This is a genomic window from Glycomyces sp. TRM65418, from assembly GCF_019710475.1.
In the GTDB taxonomy this organism is placed as follows: domain Bacteria; phylum Actinomycetota; class Actinomycetes; order Mycobacteriales; family Micromonosporaceae; genus Glycomyces.
Window position 1 is genome coordinate 1,015,742 of record NZ_JAJFAX010000001.1, and the last position, 21,696, is coordinate 1,037,437.

At 71.6% G+C, this 21,696-nt stretch carries 14 protein-coding genes and 1 pseudogene; 6 read left to right on the forward strand and 9 right to left on the reverse strand.

The window, feature by feature from the left end:
- Positions 1 to 183: 183 nt before the first annotated feature.
- Complete coding sequence (locus K3N28_RS04675) at positions 184 to 456, reverse strand: hypothetical protein (protein ID WP_228091305.1); 273 nt, start codon at positions 454 to 456, stop codon at positions 184 to 186.
- Positions 457 to 600: 144 nt separating this feature from the next.
- Between K3N28_RS04675 and K3N28_RS04680 the strand changes: the two genes are divergently transcribed.
- Positions 601 to 1,704: an NAD-dependent epimerase/dehydratase family protein gene (locus tag K3N28_RS04680; protein WP_228091306.1), complete on the forward strand. Its 1,104-nt coding sequence runs from the start codon at positions 601 to 603 to the stop codon at positions 1,702 to 1,704.
- A gap of 54 nt (positions 1,705 to 1,758) precedes the next feature.
- Here the strand turns inward: K3N28_RS04680 and K3N28_RS04685 are convergent, their stop codons facing one another.
- The 5 genes from K3N28_RS04685 to K3N28_RS04705 form a co-directional block, all read right to left on the reverse strand.
- Positions 1,759 to 2,502 (reverse strand): hypothetical protein, encoded by a 744-nt coding sequence (locus tag K3N28_RS04685; protein WP_228091307.1) that lies wholly within the window; start codon positions 2,500 to 2,502, stop codon positions 1,759 to 1,761.
- Between the two features lie 245 nt (positions 2,503 to 2,747).
- Complete coding sequence (locus K3N28_RS04690) at positions 2,748 to 3,902, reverse strand: uroporphyrinogen-III synthase (RefSeq protein ID WP_228091308.1); 1,155 nt, start codon at positions 3,900 to 3,902, stop codon at positions 2,748 to 2,750.
- On the reverse strand, positions 3,902 to 4,258 hold the full coding sequence (gene nirD, locus K3N28_RS04695; RefSeq protein ID WP_228091309.1) for a nitrite reductase small subunit NirD: 357 nt from the start codon (positions 4,256 to 4,258) through the stop codon (positions 3,902 to 3,904). Before nirD ends, K3N28_RS04690 begins: the two co-directional genes overlap by 1 nt.
- Before the next feature lie 2 nt (positions 4,259 to 4,260).
- Positions 4,261 to 6,753: a nitrite reductase large subunit NirB gene (gene nirB / locus K3N28_RS04700; protein ID WP_228091310.1), complete on the reverse strand. Its 2,493-nt coding sequence runs from the start codon at positions 6,751 to 6,753 to the stop codon at positions 4,261 to 4,263.
- Positions 6,750 to 8,189, reverse strand: coding sequence for an FAD-dependent oxidoreductase (locus tag K3N28_RS04705; RefSeq protein WP_228091311.1), 1,440 nt, complete (start codon positions 8,187 to 8,189; stop codon positions 6,750 to 6,752). The genes nirB and K3N28_RS04705 overlap by 4 nt, the downstream gene beginning before the upstream one ends.
- Positions 8,190 to 8,490: 301 nt before the next feature.
- Here K3N28_RS04705 and K3N28_RS04710 point away from each other — a divergent pair.
- The 5 genes and pseudogenes from K3N28_RS04710 to ispH all read left to right on the forward strand — a co-directional run.
- A pseudogene (locus tag K3N28_RS04710) lies at positions 8,491 to 10,611 on the forward strand (germacradienol/geosmin synthase); the annotation flags it as partial.
- A 988-nt stretch (positions 10,612 to 11,599) separates the two neighbouring features.
- A complete protein-coding gene (locus K3N28_RS04715; RefSeq protein ID WP_228091313.1) occupies positions 11,600 to 12,385 on the forward strand; it encodes a DUF4239 domain-containing protein in 786 nt (261 codons plus the stop codon).
- A 90-nt stretch (positions 12,386 to 12,475) separates the two neighbouring features.
- The gene (locus K3N28_RS04720) at positions 12,476 to 13,900 is read left to right on the forward strand and encodes a family 2B encapsulin nanocompartment shell protein (RefSeq protein WP_228091314.1); all 1,425 of its coding nucleotides are present in this window, start codon (positions 12,476 to 12,478) and stop codon (positions 13,898 to 13,900) included.
- A gap of 204 nt (positions 13,901 to 14,104) precedes the next feature.
- Positions 14,105 to 15,361 carry a polyprenyl synthetase family protein gene (locus K3N28_RS04725; protein WP_228091315.1) on the forward strand — a complete coding sequence of 419 codons (1,257 nt, stop codon included), beginning with the start codon at positions 14,105 to 14,107 and terminating at the stop codon, positions 15,359 to 15,361.
- Positions 15,286 to 16,173 carry a 4-hydroxy-3-methylbut-2-enyl diphosphate reductase gene (gene ispH, locus K3N28_RS04730; RefSeq protein WP_255640255.1) on the forward strand — a complete coding sequence of 296 codons (888 nt, stop codon included), beginning with the start codon at positions 15,286 to 15,288 and terminating at the stop codon, positions 16,171 to 16,173. The genes K3N28_RS04725 and ispH overlap by 76 nt, the downstream gene beginning before the upstream one ends.
- A 388-nt stretch (positions 16,174 to 16,561) precedes the next feature.
- On the opposite strand, the gene K3N28_RS04735 is transcribed toward ispH, so the two are convergent.
- From K3N28_RS04735 to K3N28_RS04745, 3 genes are all read right to left on the reverse strand, one after another.
- Positions 16,562 to 17,695: a prolyl oligopeptidase family serine peptidase gene (locus K3N28_RS04735; RefSeq protein ID WP_228091317.1), complete on the reverse strand. Its 1,134-nt coding sequence runs from the start codon at positions 17,693 to 17,695 to the stop codon at positions 16,562 to 16,564.
- Positions 17,696 to 17,857: 162 nt separating this feature from the next.
- Positions 17,858 to 19,942, reverse strand: a complete 2,085-nt coding sequence (locus K3N28_RS04740; RefSeq protein ID WP_228091318.1) for a molybdopterin oxidoreductase family protein — start codon at positions 19,940 to 19,942, stop codon at positions 17,858 to 17,860.
- Between the two features lie 156 nt (positions 19,943 to 20,098).
- Positions 20,099 to 21,502: an MFS transporter gene (locus K3N28_RS04745; RefSeq protein ID WP_228091319.1), complete on the reverse strand. Its 1,404-nt coding sequence runs from the start codon at positions 21,500 to 21,502 to the stop codon at positions 20,099 to 20,101.
- Positions 21,503 to 21,696 lie beyond the last annotated feature (194 nt).

Here is a 21,696-nt window from a genome sequence, read left to right on the forward strand (position 1 = left end):
ACGGGCGGGGCCGCGAATGCCGCCCCGACCGGAACGCGATCGGACCGGCGCGTCGCGGCCTCTCACGCCGACCGACGCGGTCCCGGGCTCGGTGCACGCCCAAGGAACCGCGCCGACGATGGGACGGATGCCGACGCCCGCCCGAGGACCGCCCTCGAGGGAACCGGCGGCCGGCCGGTTCGGTCAGCCCTCGCCGCCGAGGTCGAACGGGAAGTCGTCGGCGTCGACGTCGGCCGCCTCGGTCTCGAAGCTGCCGTCGCTCTCGGCCTCGTAGAAGATCTCGTCGACGCCGTCGCCGACGTCGAGATCGAGCGCCTCGTCCGGGACGAGGTCCTCGGCGACCGCTTCGGAGGGGTCCTCGTCGGGTCCGGCTTCGAGCGACGAGAAGAAGGCGTCGTCGAAATCGGCGCCGTCGTCGTCCGCGCCGCTGTAGAGGCCGGCACTGTCGTCGGTCATCGCGGCCTCCACGTCCCCTCGGTCGCCGCCTTCGGCTCCTCCTTCCACCATATTGCGCGGGTGCGACATCCGCATCGCCCTCGCGCGATCCGCTCCAGGCGAACAGCGGTTGCCCGCCGCCCCGCGGGGGTCCATCCTGACGGGATGAGCACCGGAGCGAACCGGGTCCTCGTCCTCGGCGGGACCGTCTACCTGTCACAGACCATCGCGCGCCTGGCCGTCGAACGCGGCCACCGCGTCACCGTCGCCGCCCGCGGCAGCAGCGGCGCACCCCCGCCGGGGGTCGAGTTCGTCCGCATCGACCGGACCACCGGCGAGGGATTCGACGCCCTGCGGGGCGGGGACTTCGACGCCGTGTTCGACGTCGCGCGCATTCCCGCGCAGGTCGGCCCGGTCCTCGACCTCCTCGCCGACCACGTCGGCCACTGGTCGTTCGTGTCCACGATCTCCGTCTACGCCGAGTTCGGCGCGGTGTCGGACACACTGCTGGAGCCGACCGCGGCCGACTCCGCCGACCCGGCCGTCGAGCGCTACGGCGCCAGCAAGGTCGCCTGCGAGCAGCTCGTGCGTGAGCGGCTGGGCGACCGGGCGCTCATCACCCGGCCCGGCCTCATCATCGGCCCCCGGGACCCGAACGACCGCATCGGCTACTGGCCGCTGCGCTTCGCCGAAGGCGGCGAGGTGCTCGCGCCCGGCGACCCTGAGCGACCGGTCCAGTGGATCGACGTCGAGGACTATGCGGCCTGGCTGCTCGACGCCGCCGGTCTGGCCGGCACCGATGCCGACGGCACCGGTCCCGACGGCGGCGCCGCCCTGACCGGGACGCTCGACGCGATCGGCCCGCCGGTCGGGATGGGCGCGTTCCTGGACGGGATCGCCGAAGCGCTCCTGGACATGGGCGTCATCGCGGAGCGGCCGACGCTGACCTGGGTGCCGCAGGAGTTCCTGGCGGAGCAGGGCGTCAACCCCTGGGCCGGGCCCGACTCGCTCGGCATGTGGGTGCCCTCGCCCGACTACGACGGCTTCCAGAGCCGCCCCTCGGACCCGGCGGTCGAGGCCGGACTGCGGCTCTCACCGCTGGGCGACACGATCGAGCGCTGGTGGCGCGCGAAGGCCGACGCGCCGAAGCTGGACTCCGGGCTGTCCCGCGAGAAGGAGGGGGCCGTGCTGGGGGCCTGGCACGACCGGGAGCGCCGGTTCACCGTGCCGGAGCGGCCGGAGGAGCCGGAGGACTCAGCGGCTTCGTGACGCGGACGATGCAGCGCGGCGGCCCCGCCCTCCGGCGGGGCCGCCGCGCTGTCGCTACTGCTGGGGCGGCTGCGGGCCGGGCGGCTCGGAGCCCGGCGGCTGCTCGCCGGGCGGAGCCTGGCCCGGTTGGCCCGGCTGCTGCCCGTAGGGCGGCTGGCCGTACGGCGGCTGGCCGGTGTACGGGCCCATGGCGGTCTCCTCCTTGCGGAAGAACTCGTTCGAGGCCGGGACCGCCAACAGGATGATGATGAGCAGGGAGCCGAGCGTCAGCGCGACCGCCACCGCCCACGACAGGGCGTTGAGCCAGCCGGGAGTCGCGTCCAGAAGGGACTGCGCCATCTCGTCCTGGTAGGGGTCGCCGGAGTTGACGCTCATGGCCGTCCCGATCTGGGACAGCAGCGTGTACGGTCCGCAGCAGACCAGCGCGATGCCCGAGAGGATCCAGCTGAGGATGCGGGCGGGCCGCTTGGCCTTGTTGTTCAGCAGTCCGAGCACGATGTAGAAGGCCGCGAAGACCACGAACGCCACGGCCACGAACACGAAGCCGACCGTCACCGCGTTCGAGATGTCCGACTCGGTGAGGCCCGAGGTGTCGTAGTTCGGGTCCCGCTGCAGCTCGGTCAACACCGCGTCGCTGACCGCCGACTGCACCGAGAACATGCCGAGGCCGGTGAGGATCAGCAGCGCCGCCGTGGCGAACTGGGTCCACACCGCGGCGGTGACGACGCCGGGCCGGGTCTTCGGCCCCTGCGACGGTGGCGGCTGTTGCGGGTACTGCGGCGCCGGCGGATAGGTCATGGGCGGCCTCCGATTCTCACTGTTGGATCTGGTCGGGCGAAACGGTCTCAGACCCCTCATCGTACGGAGTCCCCGGCGCCTCGCGCCACGTATCCTCAATGGCCGGAAGCCGCAGGACCGCCACCGCGCGGATGTCGAAGCGGGACTCCGGGAGACGGCGAACGCCCCGCCGGGACCGGCGGGGCGACGCGAGCGGCGCTCGACCGCGGGCGGGCGCCGATGCCGGCGATCGAGCGGGGCGGGCTTCAGACCTCGAGGTTCAAGCGGTAGCCGCGCTTGATGACGGTCTCCACGCAGGACCGGAGCTGGACGGCGTCGCGCAGACGCGTCACGGCCATCTCCACGGCGTGCCCGTCCGCGCCGCGCGGCAGGTGGCCCAGCAGCTCGGTGCGCGAGAGGACCTTGCCGTTCGCGGTGGCCAGGGCTCTTATGACGGCCATCGGCGCGGGCGGCAGCTGGAACGGCTCGTCGTCGAGCAGGACCATGTGCCCGCGCAGTTCGATCCGGTGGCCCGTGGCGAGCCGGAGCTTCCGCGAGCGCCGCGGCAGCGCCGAGGCCACGGTGCGCACCAGCGCGCCGAGCCGCGCCCGCTGCGGCTGGACCGACTCGACGCCGAGCCGCGTCAGCGGCGCGGCGGTGACGGGGCCGACCGAGACGGGGAGGACGCCGTTGTCCTCCGCCGAGGCCCGGAACGCCTCCAGCATGTCGGCGGCCTGGTCGCCCGCGATGCGCAGCAGCGCGTTCGCGGCCGGGGCCGAAGTGAAGGTGACCGCGTCGATCCGGCGGGCGCAGATCGCGTCCACGAGCCGCTGGACGGGCGTGATGTCGGTGGGCAGGGTCCAGCGGTAGACCGGGACGGGCACGGCCGCGCCGCCGCCGGCGCGGACGGTGCGGATGAAGTCCTCGGCCGGGTCGCCGTGGAGCTGGATCGCGACCCGCTGGCCGGAGACGCCGCGGTCGCGCAGGTGCTCGACGACTTCGTCGCCGGTCTCGCTGGGCGCGGTCCACTCCTCCGTGAGCCCGGCCGCGCGCACCGCGCCGAGGGCCTTGGGCCCGCGGCACAGGATCTTCGCGCGGCCCATCACCCGCAGGAGGTCCTCGCCCATGCCCCAGCCCTCGGCGGCTTCGAGCCAGCCGCGGAAGCCGATGCCGGTGGTCGCCACCACGAGGTCGGGGGCCTCGCGGATGAGCTCCACGGTGGCCGCGCGCAGCGCCTCGTCGTCCGGCAGCGGGACGATGCGCAGCGTCGGGGCGACCACCGTGCGGGCGCCGCGGCGCTCCAGGAGGGTCGCCAGCTCGTCGGCGCGCCGCTGCGCGGTGACGGCCACGGTGTAGCCGGTCAGCGGGGCGAGCGCCGACCGGGCTTCGGACTCGCGGATGGGGGCCCCGGCGCCGGCCATCAGGCGCCCGCTTTCACTTCCGAGACCGCGCCGACGCGGACCGCGCCGTCGACGACCTCGACGGCGAAGACCTCCAGCGCCACGGTCTCGTCGTCGAGGCAGACGCCGCTCTTCAGGGAGAACGCCTGCTTGAGCAGCGGGCTGGTGACGACCGGCTCGCCGCCGCGGTCGCCGACGATGCCGCGGCTGATGACGTTGGCGCGCATGAACGGGTCGCGGTTGGACACGGCGTACAGGCTGTCGTCGTGGAGGCGGAAGACGGCGACCTGGGTGCCGTCCCCGAGCAGGGCCGCGGCGCCGCGGCCTGGGATGAGCAGGTCGAAGTCGCAGATGGATTCGAAACGAGGCTCGGTCATCGCTACTTCCCTTCTGAACGGAGCGTGACGGGAATGCCGAGGGCGACCGGCGCGGCGTGCGAGCGGGCGGTCGTCCCGGCCGGGAACTTCTGGCCGCGGACGGTCTCGAACTCGATCGACGGGTCGGGGGTCTCCGGCGCGTTCACGAAGGACACGAAGCGCTGGAGCTTCTCGGGGTCGTCGATGACGCCCTTCCACTCGTCGGCGTAGTTCTCGACGTGCTTCTCCATGAGGGCGTCGAGTTCGGCGCAGATGCCGAGCCGGTCGTCCACGATGACCTCGCGGAGGTAGTCGATGCCGCCTTCGAGGCCCTCGACCCACTTGGAGGTGCGCTGGAGCCGGTCGGCGGTGGAGATGTAGAACATGAGGAACCGGTCGATCGTGCGCACCAGCGTCTCGGTGTCCACGTCGGACAGGAGCAGGTCGGCGTGGCGCGGCGTGAAACCGCCGTTGCCGCCGACGTACAGGTTCCAGCCGTGCTCGGTGGCGATGACGCCGAAGTCCTTGCCGCGGGCCTCGGCGCATTCGCGCGCGCAGCCGGAGACGGCGGACTTGAGCTTGTGGGGGCTGCGCAGGCCCCGGTAGCGCAGTTCCAGGTCGATGGCCATCTTCACCGAGTCCTGGACGCCGTAGCGGCACCAGTCGGTGCCGACGCAGGACTTCACGGTACGCAGGGCCTTGCCGTAGGCGTGCCCGGACTCGAAGCCGGCGTCCACGAGCTTGCGCCAGATCTTCGGCAGGTCCTCCACGCGGGCGCCGAACATGTCGATGCGCTGGCCGCCGGTGATCTTGGTGTAGAGATCGAACTCCTTGGCGACCTCGCCGATGACGATGAGCTTCTCCGGGGTGATCTCGCCGCCGGGGATGCGCGGGACCACCGAGTAGGTGCCGTTGCGCTGCAGGTTCGCCAGGAAGTGGTCGTTGGTGTCCTGGAGGGCGGCCTGCTCGCCTTCGAGGATGTGCCCGTTCGAGAGGCTCGCGAGGATCGAGGCGACGGTGGGCTTGCACAGGTCGCAGCCGACGCCGGCGCCGTAGCGGGCGATGAGCTCGGAGAACGTCGTGATGCCGGTGACCTTGACGATGTCGAACAGCTCGGCCCGGGACTGGGCGAAGTGCTCGCACACGGCCTTGGAGACCTCGACGCCGCCCTCGGTGAGGAGCTGCTTGAGCATCGGGATGCACGAGCCGCACGAGGTGCCGGCCTTGGTGCAGGCCTTGAGTTCGGCGACGTCGTGGCAGCCCTCGTGGATGGCGCCCATGATCTCGCCCTTGGTGACGGCGTTGCACGAGCACACCTGCGCGCCCTCGGGCAGCGCCGCGTCCACTTCGCCGCCCGAGAGCAGGTCGGCGAGCGCGCCGGGGACCTTCCCGCCGACGCTGGCGCGCAGCAGCGGGTAGGGCTCGGCGTTGCCGACGAGCATCCCGCCGAGGAGGGTCGTGGCGTCGTCGGAGAGGACGAGCTTGGCGTAGGTGCCGTTCACCGGGTCCAGGTAGGTGGTGGCGAGCGGCCCGTCGAACGCGCCGAACTGGGCGACGTCGACGCCGAGGAGCTTGAGCTTGGTCGACATGTCCGCGCCCGGGAAGGTGGCCTCGCCGCCGGCGAGCCGGTCGGCGACGACCTCGGCCATCGAGTAGCCGGGGGCGACGAGCCCGTAGCACATGCCCTCCATCGCGGCGACCTCGCCGATGGCGTACACGTCGGGGTCGGAGGTCTGGCAGGACAGGTCGGTGAGGATGCCGCCGCGTTCGCCGACCTCGATGCCGCAGTCGCGGGCGAGCTGGTCGCGGGGGCGCACGCCCGCCGCGAAGACGATCAGGTCGGTGTCGAAGGCGACGCCGTCGCGGTTGGTCTCCATGCGCAGGCGGCCGTCGACCGCCTCGATCCTGGAGCCGCCGGTGCCGCAGTCGACCTTGATGCCGAGTTTCTCGATGTGCTGCTTGAGGATGCCGCCGCCGGCCTCGTCGAGCTGGCGGGCCATGAGCCACGGCGCGAACTCGACGATCTGGGTCTCCAGGCCGAGGAGCTTCAGCGCGTTCGCCGCTTCGAGGCCGAGCAGGCCGCCGCCGATGACGACGCCGTGGCGGCGTCCCTCGGCGTGGGCCTTGATCGACTCGAGGTCCTCGATGGTGCGGTAGACGAACACGCCGTCGAGGTCCGCGCCCTCCATCGGCGGCACGAACGCGTACGAGCCGGTGGCGAACACGAGCTTGTCGTAGGGGTACTCGCCGGACTCGGAGCGCACCGCCTTCGCGTCGCGGTCGACGGCGACCGCGGGCTCGCCGAGCCGGACCTCCACACCGGGCAGGTCCGAGGCGAGCGAGAGCTCCTCGGCGCTCACCCCGTCGAAGAACGCCGACAGGCGCACCCGGTCGTAGGCCGGGCGCGGCTCCTCGCACAGGACCGTGACGTCCCAGGACGGGTCGCGCTGGGTGACCGCCTCCAGGAACCGGCGGCCGACCATGCCGTCGCCGATGACTACCAAACGCTTGCTCATCGCGCTGACACCTCATTCAATTGCGCAGTGCCCATCTTCTCGGCGGCCCGGCCGATGCCAGCGACAGTGCTGTTCAACCATTTGCAGAGTCCAGCGACGTCCTCGGCACACGTGCCGCAGCCGGTCGAGGCCTGCGTCGCCTCCGACAGGGCCTCAGGCGTCCGCGCCCCGTTGAGGAACGCGGAGCCGAGCTCCTTCTTCGTGACGTTGTTGCAGCGGCAGACCACGACCTCGTCGGGCATGGACGCCGGGGTATCGGGGGCCACCGACACGGATTCGCCGGGGCGGCCCATCAGGAGGGTGCGGCGGTCGTGCGGCACCGGGTCGCCGGTGTCGAACAGCTGGACCACCTGGCCGACCATGGGGTTGTCGCCGAGCATGACCGCGCCCGCGAGGCGGCCCTCGGCGTCGATGACCAGGCGGGCGTAGGTGCCGCGGGCGGGATCGGCGAAGGAGACGACCTCGTCCCCTTCGACCTCGCCCATCGCGGCCAGGTCGATGCCGGAGGCCTTGAGGCGGGTCACCAGGCGCGAGCCCTCGTAGGCCGCGTCCGGGTTCACGCCGGAGAGGAGGTCGACGACCACGTCGGCCTGCTCCCAGGCGGGGCCGACCAGGCCGTAGGGGACGCCGCGGTGCTCGGCGCAGTCGCCCACGGCGAACACGTCCGGGTGGGAGGTGCGGCACTGGTCGTCGATGATCACGGCCTTGCCGCAGTCGATCCCCATGGCGCGGGCCAGGTCCGCGTTGGGGCGGATGCCGCAGGAGACGACCATGAGCTGCCCGGATACGGTGCGGCCGTCGGCCAGCACGAGGGTCAGGCCGTCGTCGCCGTGGATGACGCGCGTGGTCTGTGCATCCACAATGGACTCGACGCCGACCTCGGCGTACGCGTCGGCGAGGACCTTCGCGCCCAAGGGGTCGAGCTGGCGGTCCATGAGGTGCCCGGCGGCGTGCACCACCGTGACGTCCATGCCGCGCTTGGCGAGGCCGCGGGCGGCCTCGAGGCCGAGCAGGCCCCCGCCGAGCACGATCGCGCTGGCGCGGTTGGCGGCCTCGGTGAGGATGTTCCGGGCGTCGTCGATGGTGCGCAGGACGTACGCGCCGGTGGGCAGCGGCGCCAGGCCGGGGATCGGCGGGACGAACGCTTCGGCGCCGGTCGCGAGGACGAGCTTGTCGAAGGCGACCCCGTTCACGGTCTTCGCTTCGAGATCGACGTGCTCGACGGCCTCGCCGAGGCGCAGTTCGACGTGCTCGGGCGGGACCGGCAGGGCGATCTCGGTCTCGGACTGCTTGCCGGCGATCATGCTCGAGAGCAGGATGCGGTTGTAGGCGGCCTCGGACTCCGCTCCGAACACGGTGACCTCGACGCCGCGGCGCCCGAGTTCGCGGGCGATGCGGGCCCCGGCCATGCCGTAACCGACGATGGCGACCTTCACGCGCTGGACCTCCCGGTGCTGGACTGACGGCGATAGCGGCGGCGGGCCGGGAACCGGTGCTCCCGCCTGCCGCGCGCTGTCGTGGCGACGACGCTGTCAGTCCGCGACTGGCCTCTAGGTTCGCCCGGGGCTGTTACGCGATCGAGCGGTGAATGTTTCGCGTGTGCTAAGTAGTCCGCACGCTTCGGCCGCTGCGACTGGACAGCTCGTGCACGCGACCGGACTGGGGGTAGCCGTCCGACCGGGAGGGCTCTACAGTGAACGGCACCGAAATCAGCTGGTTTCGATGCTAGGGAGCGCTATGTCAGAGAATCATCCGTTCGAGTTGCCCGTGTTCTATCTGCCGTATCCGGCCCGACTCAATCCGCACGTCGAGGGGGCGCGCGTCCACGCCCGCGTCTGGGCGAAGGAGATGGGGATGCTGGACGCCCCGTCGGCGAGCGGCGGCGTCATCTGGGACGAGGCCGAGCTCGACCGCCACGACTACGGCCTGCTGTGCGCCTACACGCACCCCGACTGCGACGCGCCCGCGCTCGACCTCGTCACCGACTGGTACGTGTGGGTGTTCTTCTTCGACGACCACTTCCTCGACGCGTTCAAGCGCACCCGGGACACCAAGGGCGCCAAGGCGTACCTCGACCGCATCCCGCTGTTCATGCCGCTCGGCCTCGGCGAGACGCCCGAACCGGAGAACCCCGTCGAGCTGGGGCTCGTGGACCTGTGGCGGCGCACCGCGCCGTCCATGTCGATGGGGTGGCGCAAACGCTTCCTCGAGAGCACGGTCAACCTGCTGTTCGAGTCGCTGTGGGAGCTCGCGAACATCAAGTCCGACCGGGTCGCCAACCCGATCGAGTACATCGAGATGCGCCGCAAGGTCGGCGGCGCGCCCTGGTCGGCGGGCCTGGTCGAGTACGCCGTCGGCGCCGAGGTGCCCGACGCGGTCGCGGCCTCCCGGCCCCTGAAGGTCCTGCGCGACACGTTCTCGGACGCCGTCCACCTGCGCAACGACCTGTTCTCCTACGAGCGGGAGGTCCGCAACGAGGGCGAGAACGCCAACGCCGTCCTGGTCTTCGAGCGCTTCTTCGGCATGGAGACCCAGCGCGCGGCCGAGCTCGTCAACGACATCCTCACCTCCCGGCTGCACCAGTTCGAGAGCACCGCGATCACCGAGATCCCGGTGCTGTGCGCGGCCGAGGGCGTCACGCCGGCCGAGCAGACCGCGATCGCGCTGTACGCCAAGGGGCTCCAGGACTGGCAGGCCGGCGGCCACGAGTGGCACATGCGCTCCAGCCGCTACATGAACGACGCGGCCGAGCGGGTCCTCGGCGGCCCCAACGGCATCGGGACCTCGGCGGCGCGCATCGCCGCCTCGGGCCTCAAGCAGCACATCAGGACGCCGTTCAAGAAGGTCGGGCCGGTGGACCTGCCGGCGTTCCACCGGCCGTTCGCGCTCCAGCTCAACCCGCACCTCGAGGCCGCCCGGCGCCACGGCCTCGACTGGGCCGAGCGGATGGGGTTCCTGGCGCCCGACCCGGCGCTGCCGGGGTCGGGGGTGTGGAACCGGCGCCAGTTCATCGGCATGGACCTGGCCGTCTGCTCGGCCGGGATCGACCCCGACGGCACCCGGGAGGAGCTCGAAGCGTCCGCGGACTGGCTCGCGTGGGGCACCTACGGAGACGACTTCTACCCGGCGGCGTTCGGGCGCGGCCGCGACCTGAGCGCCGCGATCGCGCAGCACCGCAGGCTCCTGGAGTTCATGCCGCTGGACCTCGGCGCGACGCCCGCGCCCGTGAACCCGCTGGAGCGCGGGCTCGGCGACCTGTGGCGGCGCACCGCCGCGGGCTTCGACGAGCAGGCCCGGGGCGAGTTCAAGTCGGCTGTGGAGGCCATGCTCGAGGGCTGGCTGTGGGAGCTGCACACCGAGGGGCAGAACCGGGTGCCGGACCCGGTCGACTACGTCGAGATGCGGCGCGACGCGTTCGGGTCGGACCTGACGATGTCGCTCGCGCGGCTGCGGGCGGGGCGGCGGGTGCCCGACGCGGTCTGGAGGTCCCGGCCGCTGCTGGCCATGGAGGCCGCGGCGATGGACCACGTGTGCCTGCTCAACGACGTCTGCTCGTACCACAAGGAGATCGAGTACGAGGGGCAGCTCGTCAACGGCGTCGTCGTGATCGAGGAGTACCTCGGGGTCGAGCGGGACGAGGCGGTGACCGTCGCCGCGGCACTCGCGAACGCCCGCCTGGAGCAGTTCGAACTGGTGGAGCGGACGGAGCTGCCGGGCCTGGTCGAGGAGTCCGGGCTCGACCGGGCGGCCCAGGAGGCCCTGGGCGCCTATGTGGAGGATCTCAAGAACTGGATCGCGGCGATCCAGAACTGGCACCTGGACGGCACGGACCGGTACCGCGAGGAGACGCTGCGGCGACTGGCGGACGTCGGGCCGGGATCGGCGAGCGCGTACGGCGTCGGCCGGTTCCTGGAGACCGGCGGGTCCGAGGCCGTTGGACCCGAGGTCGGCGGATCCGGGGCCGGGCAGCCCGAAGCCGTCGCGCGCGAGGCCGACGCCGCGGGCGAGACGGCGGCGGCCGAGGACTCGGCGCTGAGCCGGGCCCTGCGGCCGCCGTCGTGGCGGACCTATCTCGCGGCGCGACCTGAGAACGCCGCGCCGGCGGACGTGGCCATGCCGAACGCGAATATCGCGGCCATCATGCGGCGCTTAGTCGGTTCGTCGTCGTCCGCTTCCTGCGCGGGAGGGGCGGCGGCCTCCTCCACCGCGAGGGCCTCGGGCAGCGGCCCGGGGTCCCGCGGCGGATCGGGGGCCTCGCTCGGTTCCGGCTCCTCCGCCGCGCGCGAGGCCGGCGGCGGGGCAGGGGGTGCCGGAGCGGGCGGCGCGGGGCTCTCGGATTCCCAGGGCTCGGGCTCGGGCTCGGGCGCGGGTGCGGGCGGCTCGGGCGCGGGTGCGGGCGGCTCGGGTGCGGGCGGCTCAGGCGCGGGCGGCGCCGGCGGTTCGGGGCTCGGCGGGGCAGGAGGGCTCGGAGGCGCGGGCGGGCTCGGCGGTTCCGGCGGACGGGGCGGTTCCGGAGGGTTCGGTGGACGCGGCGGCTCCGGCGGTTCGGGGGGCTCGGGCGGGTTCGGCGGACGGGGCGGTTCCGGGGGATCGGGATAGCCCGGATATGTCGGGTAGTCGGGATAGTCCGGGTAGCCCGGGCGGGCGGGGCCCCGCTCGGCCTCCGCCTGTGACACCGGCTCGTCGCCCCCGCCGTCGAAGGCCAGGGCGAGCGCGGGCAGCACGGTGAGCGTCACGGCCGCGATGACCAGGGCGATGAGACGCCTCATGAGGCCTCCGTACCCGTTTCTGATTGATCACTATGATTCACACTGAATATTCTGCTTTATGGGGTTTGGTGAGTTCAATGGCCATTTGGTGGCAAGGATTGCTGTTCGCACTCGTGGTGGTCGCTGGGGCCAGCGTGGTGGTGGCGCTGCTGCAGAAGTTCGCGCCGCCGACGGCGCGAGGACACAACAATGAACTCGGCACGACGCTGTTCGAGCTGCTCACGGTCCTGTACGCGATCGTGCTGGCGTTCGTGCTCATCACGGCGTGGGAGAACAAGAACGAAGCGGGCCACGTGACCTTCAAGGAGGCGAACGAGCTGGTCGACGTCTACTGGTCGGCCGCGGCCTTCGAGCCCGCGCAGCGGGACGAGGTGCGGGCGGCGGTGCGGGCTTACACGAACGAGGTCATCGAGGAGGAGTGGCCCGCGATGCGAGAGCAGGATCCGGTCTCGTCGGAGGGCCTGCTGCTGCTGGACGCGATCCGGGCGCCGATCGCGGCCGTGCAGGCCGACGAGGACGCGGTCCAGGCGCGGCTTGACACCACGCGCGACGGGATCCTGGCGGTGTCGGAATACCGCACCGACCGGCTGTTCCAGGCGCAGCGGGGGCTGGGCCCGGTCATGTGGACGGTGCTGGTGCCGGGGGCGCTCCTGGTGTTCGCGGTCATGCTCACGCTCGGCACGCCGACCCGGAAGTACCAGTTCGTGCTCGTGGGGCTCATCTCCGGCATGGTGGCGCTCATGCTGTTCGCCGCCTACCAGCTCGAGTTCCCGTTCAGCCGCGGCGGGGCCACCGGGCCGACGGCCTACCAGACGGCGGTCGAGCGCTTCGACGCGATTGACGAGCTCTATACGCGTTTATGACACGTATGAGTGAATTGATGCCACAAAAGGTTTTTATCCAGTTAGCATCTATATCGAGCCTTAACCGCCTCAACGTGAGGAAATGTGCACATGACCGATTCCGCCGTCGAAAGCACTCCGGCCGTCCCTTCGCAGACGTCGAACGGACAGCAACCGCAGACCAGCCTCAGCACCGCCGCCGCTCGCAACCTCGCCAGCACCACCAAGTCCGCTCCGCAGATGCAGGAGATCACCTCTCGGTGGCTCCTGAAGATCCTGCCGTGGGTGCAGACCCAGGGCGGCGCGTTCCGGGTCAACCGGCGGCTGACGCACACCGTCGGCGACGGTCGCGTGGAGTTCACCAATGAAGGGGACGACGTCCGCGTCATCCCCACTGAACTCGGCGAGATCGCGCACCTGCGCGGCATCGACGACGAAGCGGTCCTGAGCGCGCTCGCCGACCGCTTCGAGCAGCGCGAGGTCGGCGCCGGGGAGCACCTGGCCCAGCGGGGCCGGCCGATCGACGGCCTGCACCTCATCGCGCACGGCCGCGTCGAGCAGTTCGGTTCGGGCCCCTTCGGCGACCAGTCCTCGCTCGGCCTCATGGTCGACGGCGACCACTTCGGCGACGAGATCCTCACCGAGGACGGACCGGTGTGGGACCACGACGTCATCGCGGCGACCCCGGCCATCGTGCTCACCCTCCCGGCGTCCGCGGTCGCCGAACTCGTGGAGCGGATCCCGGTGCTGGCCCGGCACCTCGAGCAGTTCCGGGCGAACCGCTCCGCCAAGACGAACAAGCACGGCGAGTCGGCGATCGACATCGCGGCGGGCCACACCGGCGAGCCGGACCTGCCGCGCACGTTCGTGGACTACGAGCTCAAGCCGCGCGAGTACGAGCTGTCGGTGGCGCAGACCGTGCTGCGCGTCCACACGCGCGTCGCGGACCTGTACAACAAGCCGATGAACCAGATGGAGCAGCAGCTGCGGCTCACCGTGGAAGCCCTGCGCGAGCAGCAGGAGGAGCAGATGGTGAACAACCGCGAGTTCGGGCTCCTGCACAACGCGTCGCTCGACCAGCGCATCCCCACCCGTTCGGGCCCGCCGACCCCGGACGACATGGACGAGCTGATCAGCCGCCGCCGCAAGCCCGAGTACCTGCTCGCCCACCCGAAGGCGATCGCCGCGCTCGGCCGCGAGTGCACCAAGCGGGGCATCTACCCGAACACGGTGGACTTCCACGGGCACCACATCCCGGCGTGGCGCGGGATCCCGATCCTGCCGTGCAACAAGATCCCGATCACCTCGGCGAACACCACGTCGATCCTCTGCATGCGCACCGGCGAGGAGGAGCAGGGCGTCGTCGGCCTGCACCAGACCGGCCTGCCCGACGAGTACGAGCCCGGCCTCTCGGTGCGCTTCATGGGCATCGACGAGAAGGCGGTCATGTCCTACCTCGTCAGCGCCTATTTCTCCGTGGCGGTCCTGGTCCCCGACGCGCTCGGCATCCTCGAGCACGTCGAGATCGGACGCTGAGCAGCCCCGGGCGGCCGCACCGCGCACCACCGCGGCCGCCCGGGCCCCCGCCCGTGTCCGAGCACGGCGCTTCGAGAGCACAGTTGACGAGAGTGTCGAACGTCGCGAAGCGGCACCGCCGCTTCGCGACGCCGTCCGGAGACCGAGCACCGCAGACCCCATCGAGCCGGAGCGCCGCGTTCCGCCACCGCCCAGGGAGGCCCCATGACCGTCCTGACCGACCGCCACCGTGCCAGCAAGTACCGCGCCGAACGCGAGGCCATCGACGACGGACTGCGCGCGGCCGCCGGCAGGCTGCCGGGCCCCGCGGCCCGCATCGCGGCCTACCACTTCGGCTGGACCGACACCGCGGGCGAACCCGTCGAGGCCAACTCCGGCAAGGCCCTCCGGCCGCTGCTGACGCTGCTGGCAGCCAAGGCGATCGACGACGAGGCCTGGCGGCAGGCCGTCCCCGCCGCCGTGGCCGTCGAGATGATCCACAACTTCTCCCTCATCCACGACGACATCATCGACCGCGACAGCCTCCGGCGGCACCGGCCGACCGCCTGGAAGGTCTACGGCGTCAACGACGCGATCCTGGTCGGCGACGCCCTGCACGCGCTCGCGTTCGAGATCATCGCCGAAGCCGGCGGCGACCGGGCCGCGGTGGGGGCGGGCGTGCTCGCGCAGACGGTGCGGTCCCTCATCGAAGGGCAGCTGGCGGACACGCGTTTCGAGACCCGCGACCGCGTCGAGCTCGACGAGTGCGTGGCGATGTCCGAGGCGAAGACCGCCTCGCTCATGGGCTGCGCCACGGCCCTCGGGGCCCTCTTCGGCGGCGGCACCCGCGAGCAGGTGGACGCGCTGCGGGACTTCGGATTCCGCCTGGGTCTCGCCTTCCAGCACGTGGACGACCTGCTCGGGATCTGGGGTGACCCCGCGGTCACCGGCAAGGCCGTGTACTCGGACCTGCGCAACCGCAAGAAGTCGCTGCCGGTGACGGCGGCGCTGGGATCCGGCCACGCCGACGCGCCCGAACTCGCCGAGCTCTACAACGCCACCGGCCAGCTCACCGAGGCCGAACTGCGCCGGGCCGCCGATCTGGTGGAGGCGTGCGGTGGACGGCACGCGAGCCGCCGATCGGCCGAGACGCTCACCGAGGCGGCCACCGGCAGCCTCGCCGCGGCCGGGCTGCGGCCCGAGGTGGTGGCCGAGCTGACGGGCCTGGCCGCGAGCACGGTCGACAGGGCCAATTTATGGCGCAGGAGCAACGGCGAGACAGTGGATCGCAGGACCGCGAACCGCCCCGAGAGCACCCGCCTCCGGCCGGCCGGCCCCCCCGGGGTCAGCGGGCGAGCGCGGCCCGGCGCGTGCTGCTGCCCGCGCCGCGGTCGTTCTGCGCCGGGGTGGAACGGGCGATCGAGATCGTCGAGCGGCTCCTGGAGCAGCACGGGCCGCCGGTGTACGTGCGCAACCAAATAGTCCACAATGCACACGTGGTGGCCGACCTGGAGTCGCGGGGCGCGGTGTTCGTCAGCGAGCTCGACGAGGTGCCCGAGCAGGCGCTGGTGGTGTTCAGCGCCCACGGGGTGGCCCCGGCGGTGGAGCAGGAGGCGGCCGAACGCGGACTCGACGCGGTGGACGCGACGTGCCCGCTGGTGGCGAAGGTCCACGCGGAGGCCAAGCGCGCCGCCGACGCCGGCGACACGGTGATCTTGATCGGACACGAGGGCCACGAGGAGGTCGTGGGGACGATGGGCATCGCCCCGGGGCGGACCCTCCTGATCGAATCGGCGGACGAGGTCCCGGATCTGCGGGTGGAGAACCGGGACAAGATCACGTACCTGAGCCAGACCACGCTCGCGGTGCCCGAGGTCGAGGCGATCGCCGCAGCGCTGAAGCGGCGCTTCCCGATGATCAAGGGCCAGGGCGCGGACGACATCTGCTACGCGACGACGAACCGCCAGGCGGCCGTGGCGGCCGTGGTCGACGAGGCGGACCTGGTGCTGGTCGTGGGTTCGGCCAACTCGAGCAACAGCACTCGGCTCGTGGAACTGGCCCGGAACGCCGGGGTGGAGGCCCACTTGATCGAGAACGCCGGCGCCATGCGCGCCGCTTGGCTGGCGAACGCGAGGACCGTCGCCGTGACGGCGGGGGCCTCGGCACCGCCGAGGCTGGTGGACGAGGTGGTCGCCGCGATCGCGGCGGAGGGCCCGATCGAGGTGGTCGAGCGGCGTATCGCCGAGGAGACGCAGGAATTCCTGCTGCCGCAGCGGCTTCGCAACTGCGGCTAGGCCCCGCACAACCACCGGGCGCGCCCGCCGCACGTCACGTGACGAGGCCGCTCGATGGCATGCCGGCCTACATGGCACGCACTGCCGTGAAGATCTCCGACCAACTCGGCCCCAGGCTGCGCCATGCGGTTGCGCGACGCGGGATGACCGTTTCAGAGCTCACCAGGAAGCGATCGAGTCGCATCTCGGAGGCGTCTCATGGCCGCGCGAGCGGGCCACAGCGGTCGAAGCGACGCTCAGCACGCGTTGAGGAGCTCCTTCGCGATGAGCGGGGCCGGGGCGCATGAGTCGCATCGCTCGTCCGAAGCACTGCGCGCACTTCGACATCGAGCCGTCGTAATGCCCGGCCGCGCACAGCGCGGCCGGGCTTCTGGTTTCCCGGTGCGGCTCAGGGGTTGTGGAACTCGACCTCGGGCCAGGCCTCGTCGGGGCCGTCGAGGATCGGGCGGTCGTCGCCTCGCAGGTGCTCGTCGACGAACGCGGTGAGGTAGGCGCGGGACAGGTCGTCGGCGCGGAAGCCGTCGAGTTCGAACTCGTTGAGTCCGGCCTGCTCGGCGAGCGGCCCGAGGTCGGTCATCGAGCTGTGGCCGGTGCCGTCCACGGTGATCCAGCGCTTCCAGCCGTCCAGGTGCTTCCACGCCTTGGTCCAGGTCTTGTCGGCGCCGGGCCGGCCGTGGTCTTCGGCGCCGATCATCATGAACGGCCGGTCGAACTTGTGCCGGTCGAGGGCGAAGAACGTGCCGTCCAGGTTGAAGCCGGCGTCGAAGCGGTCGTCGGCGGCCATGACGCGATGGCTGCTCGCGCCGCCGATCGAGTGGCCGCCCACGGCGATGCGGTCCTCGTCGATGACGCCGCCGTCCTCCCACGCGGCGTCGTCGCCGGTGAGTTCGTCGAGCACGAACGAGAGGTCCTCGGCGCGGTTCGGCACCAGCGCGTCCGCGTCGAGGTCCTCGGTGCAGGTGAGGCATTCGGTGGTGCGCCCGTCGGGGAAGCTGATCGGGGCCTCGTAGGCGTGCCCGACGGCGGCGACGGCGTAGCCGTGGCTGGCGAGTTCTTCGGCGATGCCGGTGAGGGTCGCGCGCGGGAACGAGAACCCGGGCGAGAGCATCACGAGCGGCAGGGTCCCGTCGTCGGCGAGCGGTTCGGCCCCGGTGATCGCGTTCGTCTCGACGGAGGCGATCAGGTCGCCGGGGACCTGCAGTTGGGCGCCGAAGAGCGCGCCCTCGTCGGCGGTCATGTACGGGGCGGTCGCGCCGTCGGTCTCGTCGGTCGGGTACCACATGGTGACCATGAGTTCGCGGTCTCGTTCGGGGACCCACACGTCGGCGCGGGCCTCGTCCACGAGATGGAGCTGCGTGGTGCCGACGGCGTGCTCGCCGCCCGGTGCGGGGATCGCCAGCGCCGCCGCGGGTTCCGGCGCGTCCGCCGGTTCGGTGGCCTGGGCCGTGGCGCTGTGGAGGGTGAAGACGCCCGCGCTTGCGGCGACGGCCGCGGCGGTCGCCCCGAGGAGGGCGGTTCGCATTGAGCGTTGCAAGGTGCTTCCTAACGGTGGAGGGTCCGGTGCGGCCCGCTTCGGGGCCGCTCCTCCACCGTAGGTTCGCAGGGTCCTTGTCGCCCTGGGCAATTCGACCGGCGTGGGTCGGCCGTTCGACGGATCTTTCGGCCCGGTCGACCCTGACGGACGTTAAGGCCTCGCGGCGGGCGCGATCTTGACGGCGCAGACCTTGAACTCGGGCATGCGGCTGATCGGGTCGAGCACGTCCGAGACGGCGGCGTTGGCGTTGGCCGCGCCGGGGAAGTGGAACGGGCTGAAGACGGTGTCGGGCCGGATGTCGGCGGTGAGCCGCGCCGGTGCGGTGTAGGAGCCGCGCCGGGAGGTGATGCGGACCCAGTCGCCTTCGCCGATGCCGTGGCGCACGGCGGTGTCGGGGTGGATCTGGAGGAACTGCTCGCTGTCGGGGGTGCCGCCGAGGGATTCGATGAGGCGGGTCTGCGCGCCGGACTGGTACTGGGTGAGGACGCGGCCCGTGGTGAGGTACAGCGGGTAGACGTTGTCGCGGCGTTCGGCGGGGTGTCGGTGGTCGACGGCGACGAACTTGGCCTTGCCGTCCGGGGTGTTGAACGTGAAGTCGGCGAACATGCGCGGGGTGCCGTCGTGGTCGGGGCTCGGGACGGGCCACTGGAAGGTGCGTGCTTCAAGGCGCTCATAGGAGACGCCGGAGTAGTCGGCCTTGCCGCCGGCGGAGGCGCGGCCGAGTTCCTCGAAGATCGACGCGGGGTCGGTGGAGTAGGCGCCGGGGGCGTCGAGGCGGTCGGCCAGTTCCTTCATGATCCACAGGTCGGAGTGGACGCCGTCGGGGGCGTCTCGGAGGGACCGGCGGCGGATGATGCGGCCTTCGAGGTCGGTCATGGTGCCGTCCTCTTCGGCCCATTGGGTGACGGGGAGGACCACTTCGGCGAGCTGGGCGGTCTCGGAGAGGACGAAGTCGAACGAGACGAGGCAGTCGAGGGCTTTGAGGCGGTCGGCGACGCGTGCGGCGCGGGGGGCCGAGACGATCGGGTTGGAGCCGAGCACGAAGAGCATCTTGACGTCGTCGCCGCATTTGCGGAGCAGTTCGACCGCGGAGACGCCGGCGCCGGGGAGGGTCTCGGGGGCGACGCCCCACACCTTCGCGACGTGTTCGCGGGCGGCCGGGTCGGTGATCGAGCGGTAGCCGGGGAGCTGGTCGGCCTTCTGGCCGTGCTCGCGGCCGCCTTGGCCGTTGCCTTGGCCGGTGATGCAGCCGTAGCCGGAGGAGGGCTTGCCGGGCAGGCCGAGGGCGAGCGCGAGGTTGATCCAGGCGGTGACGGTGTCGACGCCCTTGGCGTGCTGCTCGGAGCCGCGCGCGGTGAGGATGACGGTCTTCTTGGGTCTCGGCGATCCTTGCGGGTCGTCAATGGGCCCCGCCATGAGGCGGGCGGCCGCGTAGAGGTCCGGGACCGAGACGCCGGTGATGCGCTCGACGAACGCGGGCCAGTAGCCGGCGGCGGTCTGGCGGACCTCGTCGAAGCCGGTGGTGTGGGCGTCGATGTAGTCGTGGTCGAGGTAGCCCTGCTCGATCGCGATGTGCAGGAGGCCGTTCGCGAGCGCGAGGTCGGTGCCGGGGGCCGGCTGGAGGTGGAGCTGGGCCTGCTCGGCGGTGGCGGTGCGCCGGGGGTCGACGACGATGAGCTCGGCGTTCGCGAGGAACCGCATGAGCGGCGGCATGGTCTCGGCGGGGTTGGCGCCAACGAGGACGACGACGTCGGCGTCTTTCAGGTCGTCCTTGGGGAAGGGCAGGCCGCGGTCGACGCCGAAGGAGCGGTTGAGCGCGCCTGCCGCGGAGGACATGCAGAAGCGGCCGTTGTAGTCGATGTGCTTGCTGCCGAGGGCGAGCCGGGTCCACTTGCCGAGCTGGTAGACCTTCTCGTTCGTGAGGCCGCCGCCGCCGAAGACGCCGACGGCGTCCTTGCCGTGCGCGGCCTGGACGGCGCGGATGCGGTCGGCGACGTGGTCGAGGGCGGTCTCCCAGGAGACGGGTTCGCCGTGGAGCAGCGGGGTGGTGAGCCGCTTCGGGTGGTCGAGGAGCTCGGGCGCGGTCCAGCCCTTCTTGCACATGCCGCCGCCGCGGGGCGAGGCGGTGACCGTGCCTTCGGTGTCCTCCTCCAGGCGCATGCCGCACTGCAGCGCGCAGTACGGGCAGTGGGTGTCGGCGGTGCGGACGACGGGGAGGGCGGTGCGAACGGTCATGGGGCGAGTGTGCCCAGGGGTCGTTTCGGCGTCACGTGAGCCGTGTTTCCGGGATGCTAAGTGGCCCGCAATCGTCCTCGGGTGGCGATTGCGGGCCGGGCGTGCGACCGTGCGACGACGATGTCCCAGTCGAGGGGCGCGGGGATCGGACCGGGGTCAGACCTTGGCGTAGGCGAGGCTCGGGGCGCGGTCGACGAAGACCTTGCGCTGGTAGAACCACCAGTTCAGACCCAGGAAGACCGCGTAGCCGGCGAGGAAGACGTACATGGCGACGACGACCGAGCCGGTCTGCTCGTTGGAGATGCGGAAGCCCTGATTGATGAGGAACCCGCCGAACGCGCCGATGGCGGAGATCCAGCCGAGCGCGGCGGCGGTGAGCTTCTTGGCCTGCACGACCTCGGCCTCGGTGGTCGGGCGTCCGGCGGAGGCGGCGGCCTCGGCCTGGAAGATCGCCGGGATGGACCGGTAGGTCGAGCCGTTGGCGATGCCGCTCATGAGGAACAGGACCATGAAGGAGGTGAAGAACAGCGCGAACGAGCCGGTGTCGATGCCGGCGATCGCGCCGAGGACGCCGCCGCCCATCACGATGAACGCGAGGCTGGTGATCGGGGCGCCGGCCCGCTTGTCGGCGAGCCAGCCGCCGACGGGGCGCGCGAGGGAGCCGACCAGCGGCCCGAGCGCGGCCAGCCACAGCGACTGGAAGGCGGGGAACTCGATCTTGATGACCAGCGGGAACGCGAACGAGTAGCCGATGAACGACCCGAACGTGCCGATGTAGAGGACGCTCATGATCCAGGTGTGCCTGCGCGTCAGGGCGGGCAGCTGCTGGCGCAGGGGCGTGCGGGAGACGGCGAGGTTGTCCATCGCGCGCCAGGCCATGAACGCGGCGAAGACGGCCAGGCCCATCCACAGCAGCGGCACGTTGTGGAGGAAGAACGCCGAGCCGGACTCGGTGGTGCCCTGCGAGGCGCCGACGACGCCGAGGCCGATGACCAGGGGGCCGACGAACTGGACGACCGAGACGCCGATGTTGCCGCCGGCGGCGTTCACGCCGAGGGCGGCGCCCCGGTAGCGCTCGGGGTAGAAGTAGGAGATGTTGGCCATCGAGGAGGCGAAGTTGCCGCCGCCGAACCCGGCGGCGACCCCCGCGACGACGAACAGCCAGTACGGCGTGCCCGGCGTCATCACGCAGTAGGTGAGCAGCGAGGTCGGGACGACCAGGAGCGCCGCGGAGATGACGGTCCAGTTGCGGCCGCCGAAGAGGGCGACCGCCGCGGTGTAGGGGATGCGCAGGAACGCGCCGACGAGGTTCGGGACGGCGGTGAGCCAGAACAGCTGGCTGGTGCTGAAGCCGAAGCCCGCGGCGGCGAGGTAGGGGGTGATGATGCTGAACATCGTCCAGACCGAGAAGCCCAGGTGCTCGGCGAGCACCGACCAGCCGAGGTTGCGTTTGGCGACCTTGCGGCCGGTCTCGCGCCAGAAGGTCTCGTCGTCGGGGCGCCAGTCGGTGATCCAGCCCTTCCGGGCGGGACTCTCGGGTTTCGTCAGTGTCGCGGTCATGGCGCAACCTTCCGCGAGCGGCGTTGCCTGGTTGTGCGGCGACTGTGCCGGAGCGATGAAGTTCGGCGCACGGTCGTGTTACGGAGGGTGTGAACGATGCGCGGCCCGCGCGGCGGTGTCGGGCCTTTCGGCGTGATCGCGGCCGGGGCGCTCGGGCTGCCCGTTCTGCGGTCTGATGCCGGATTCGCCCGCTT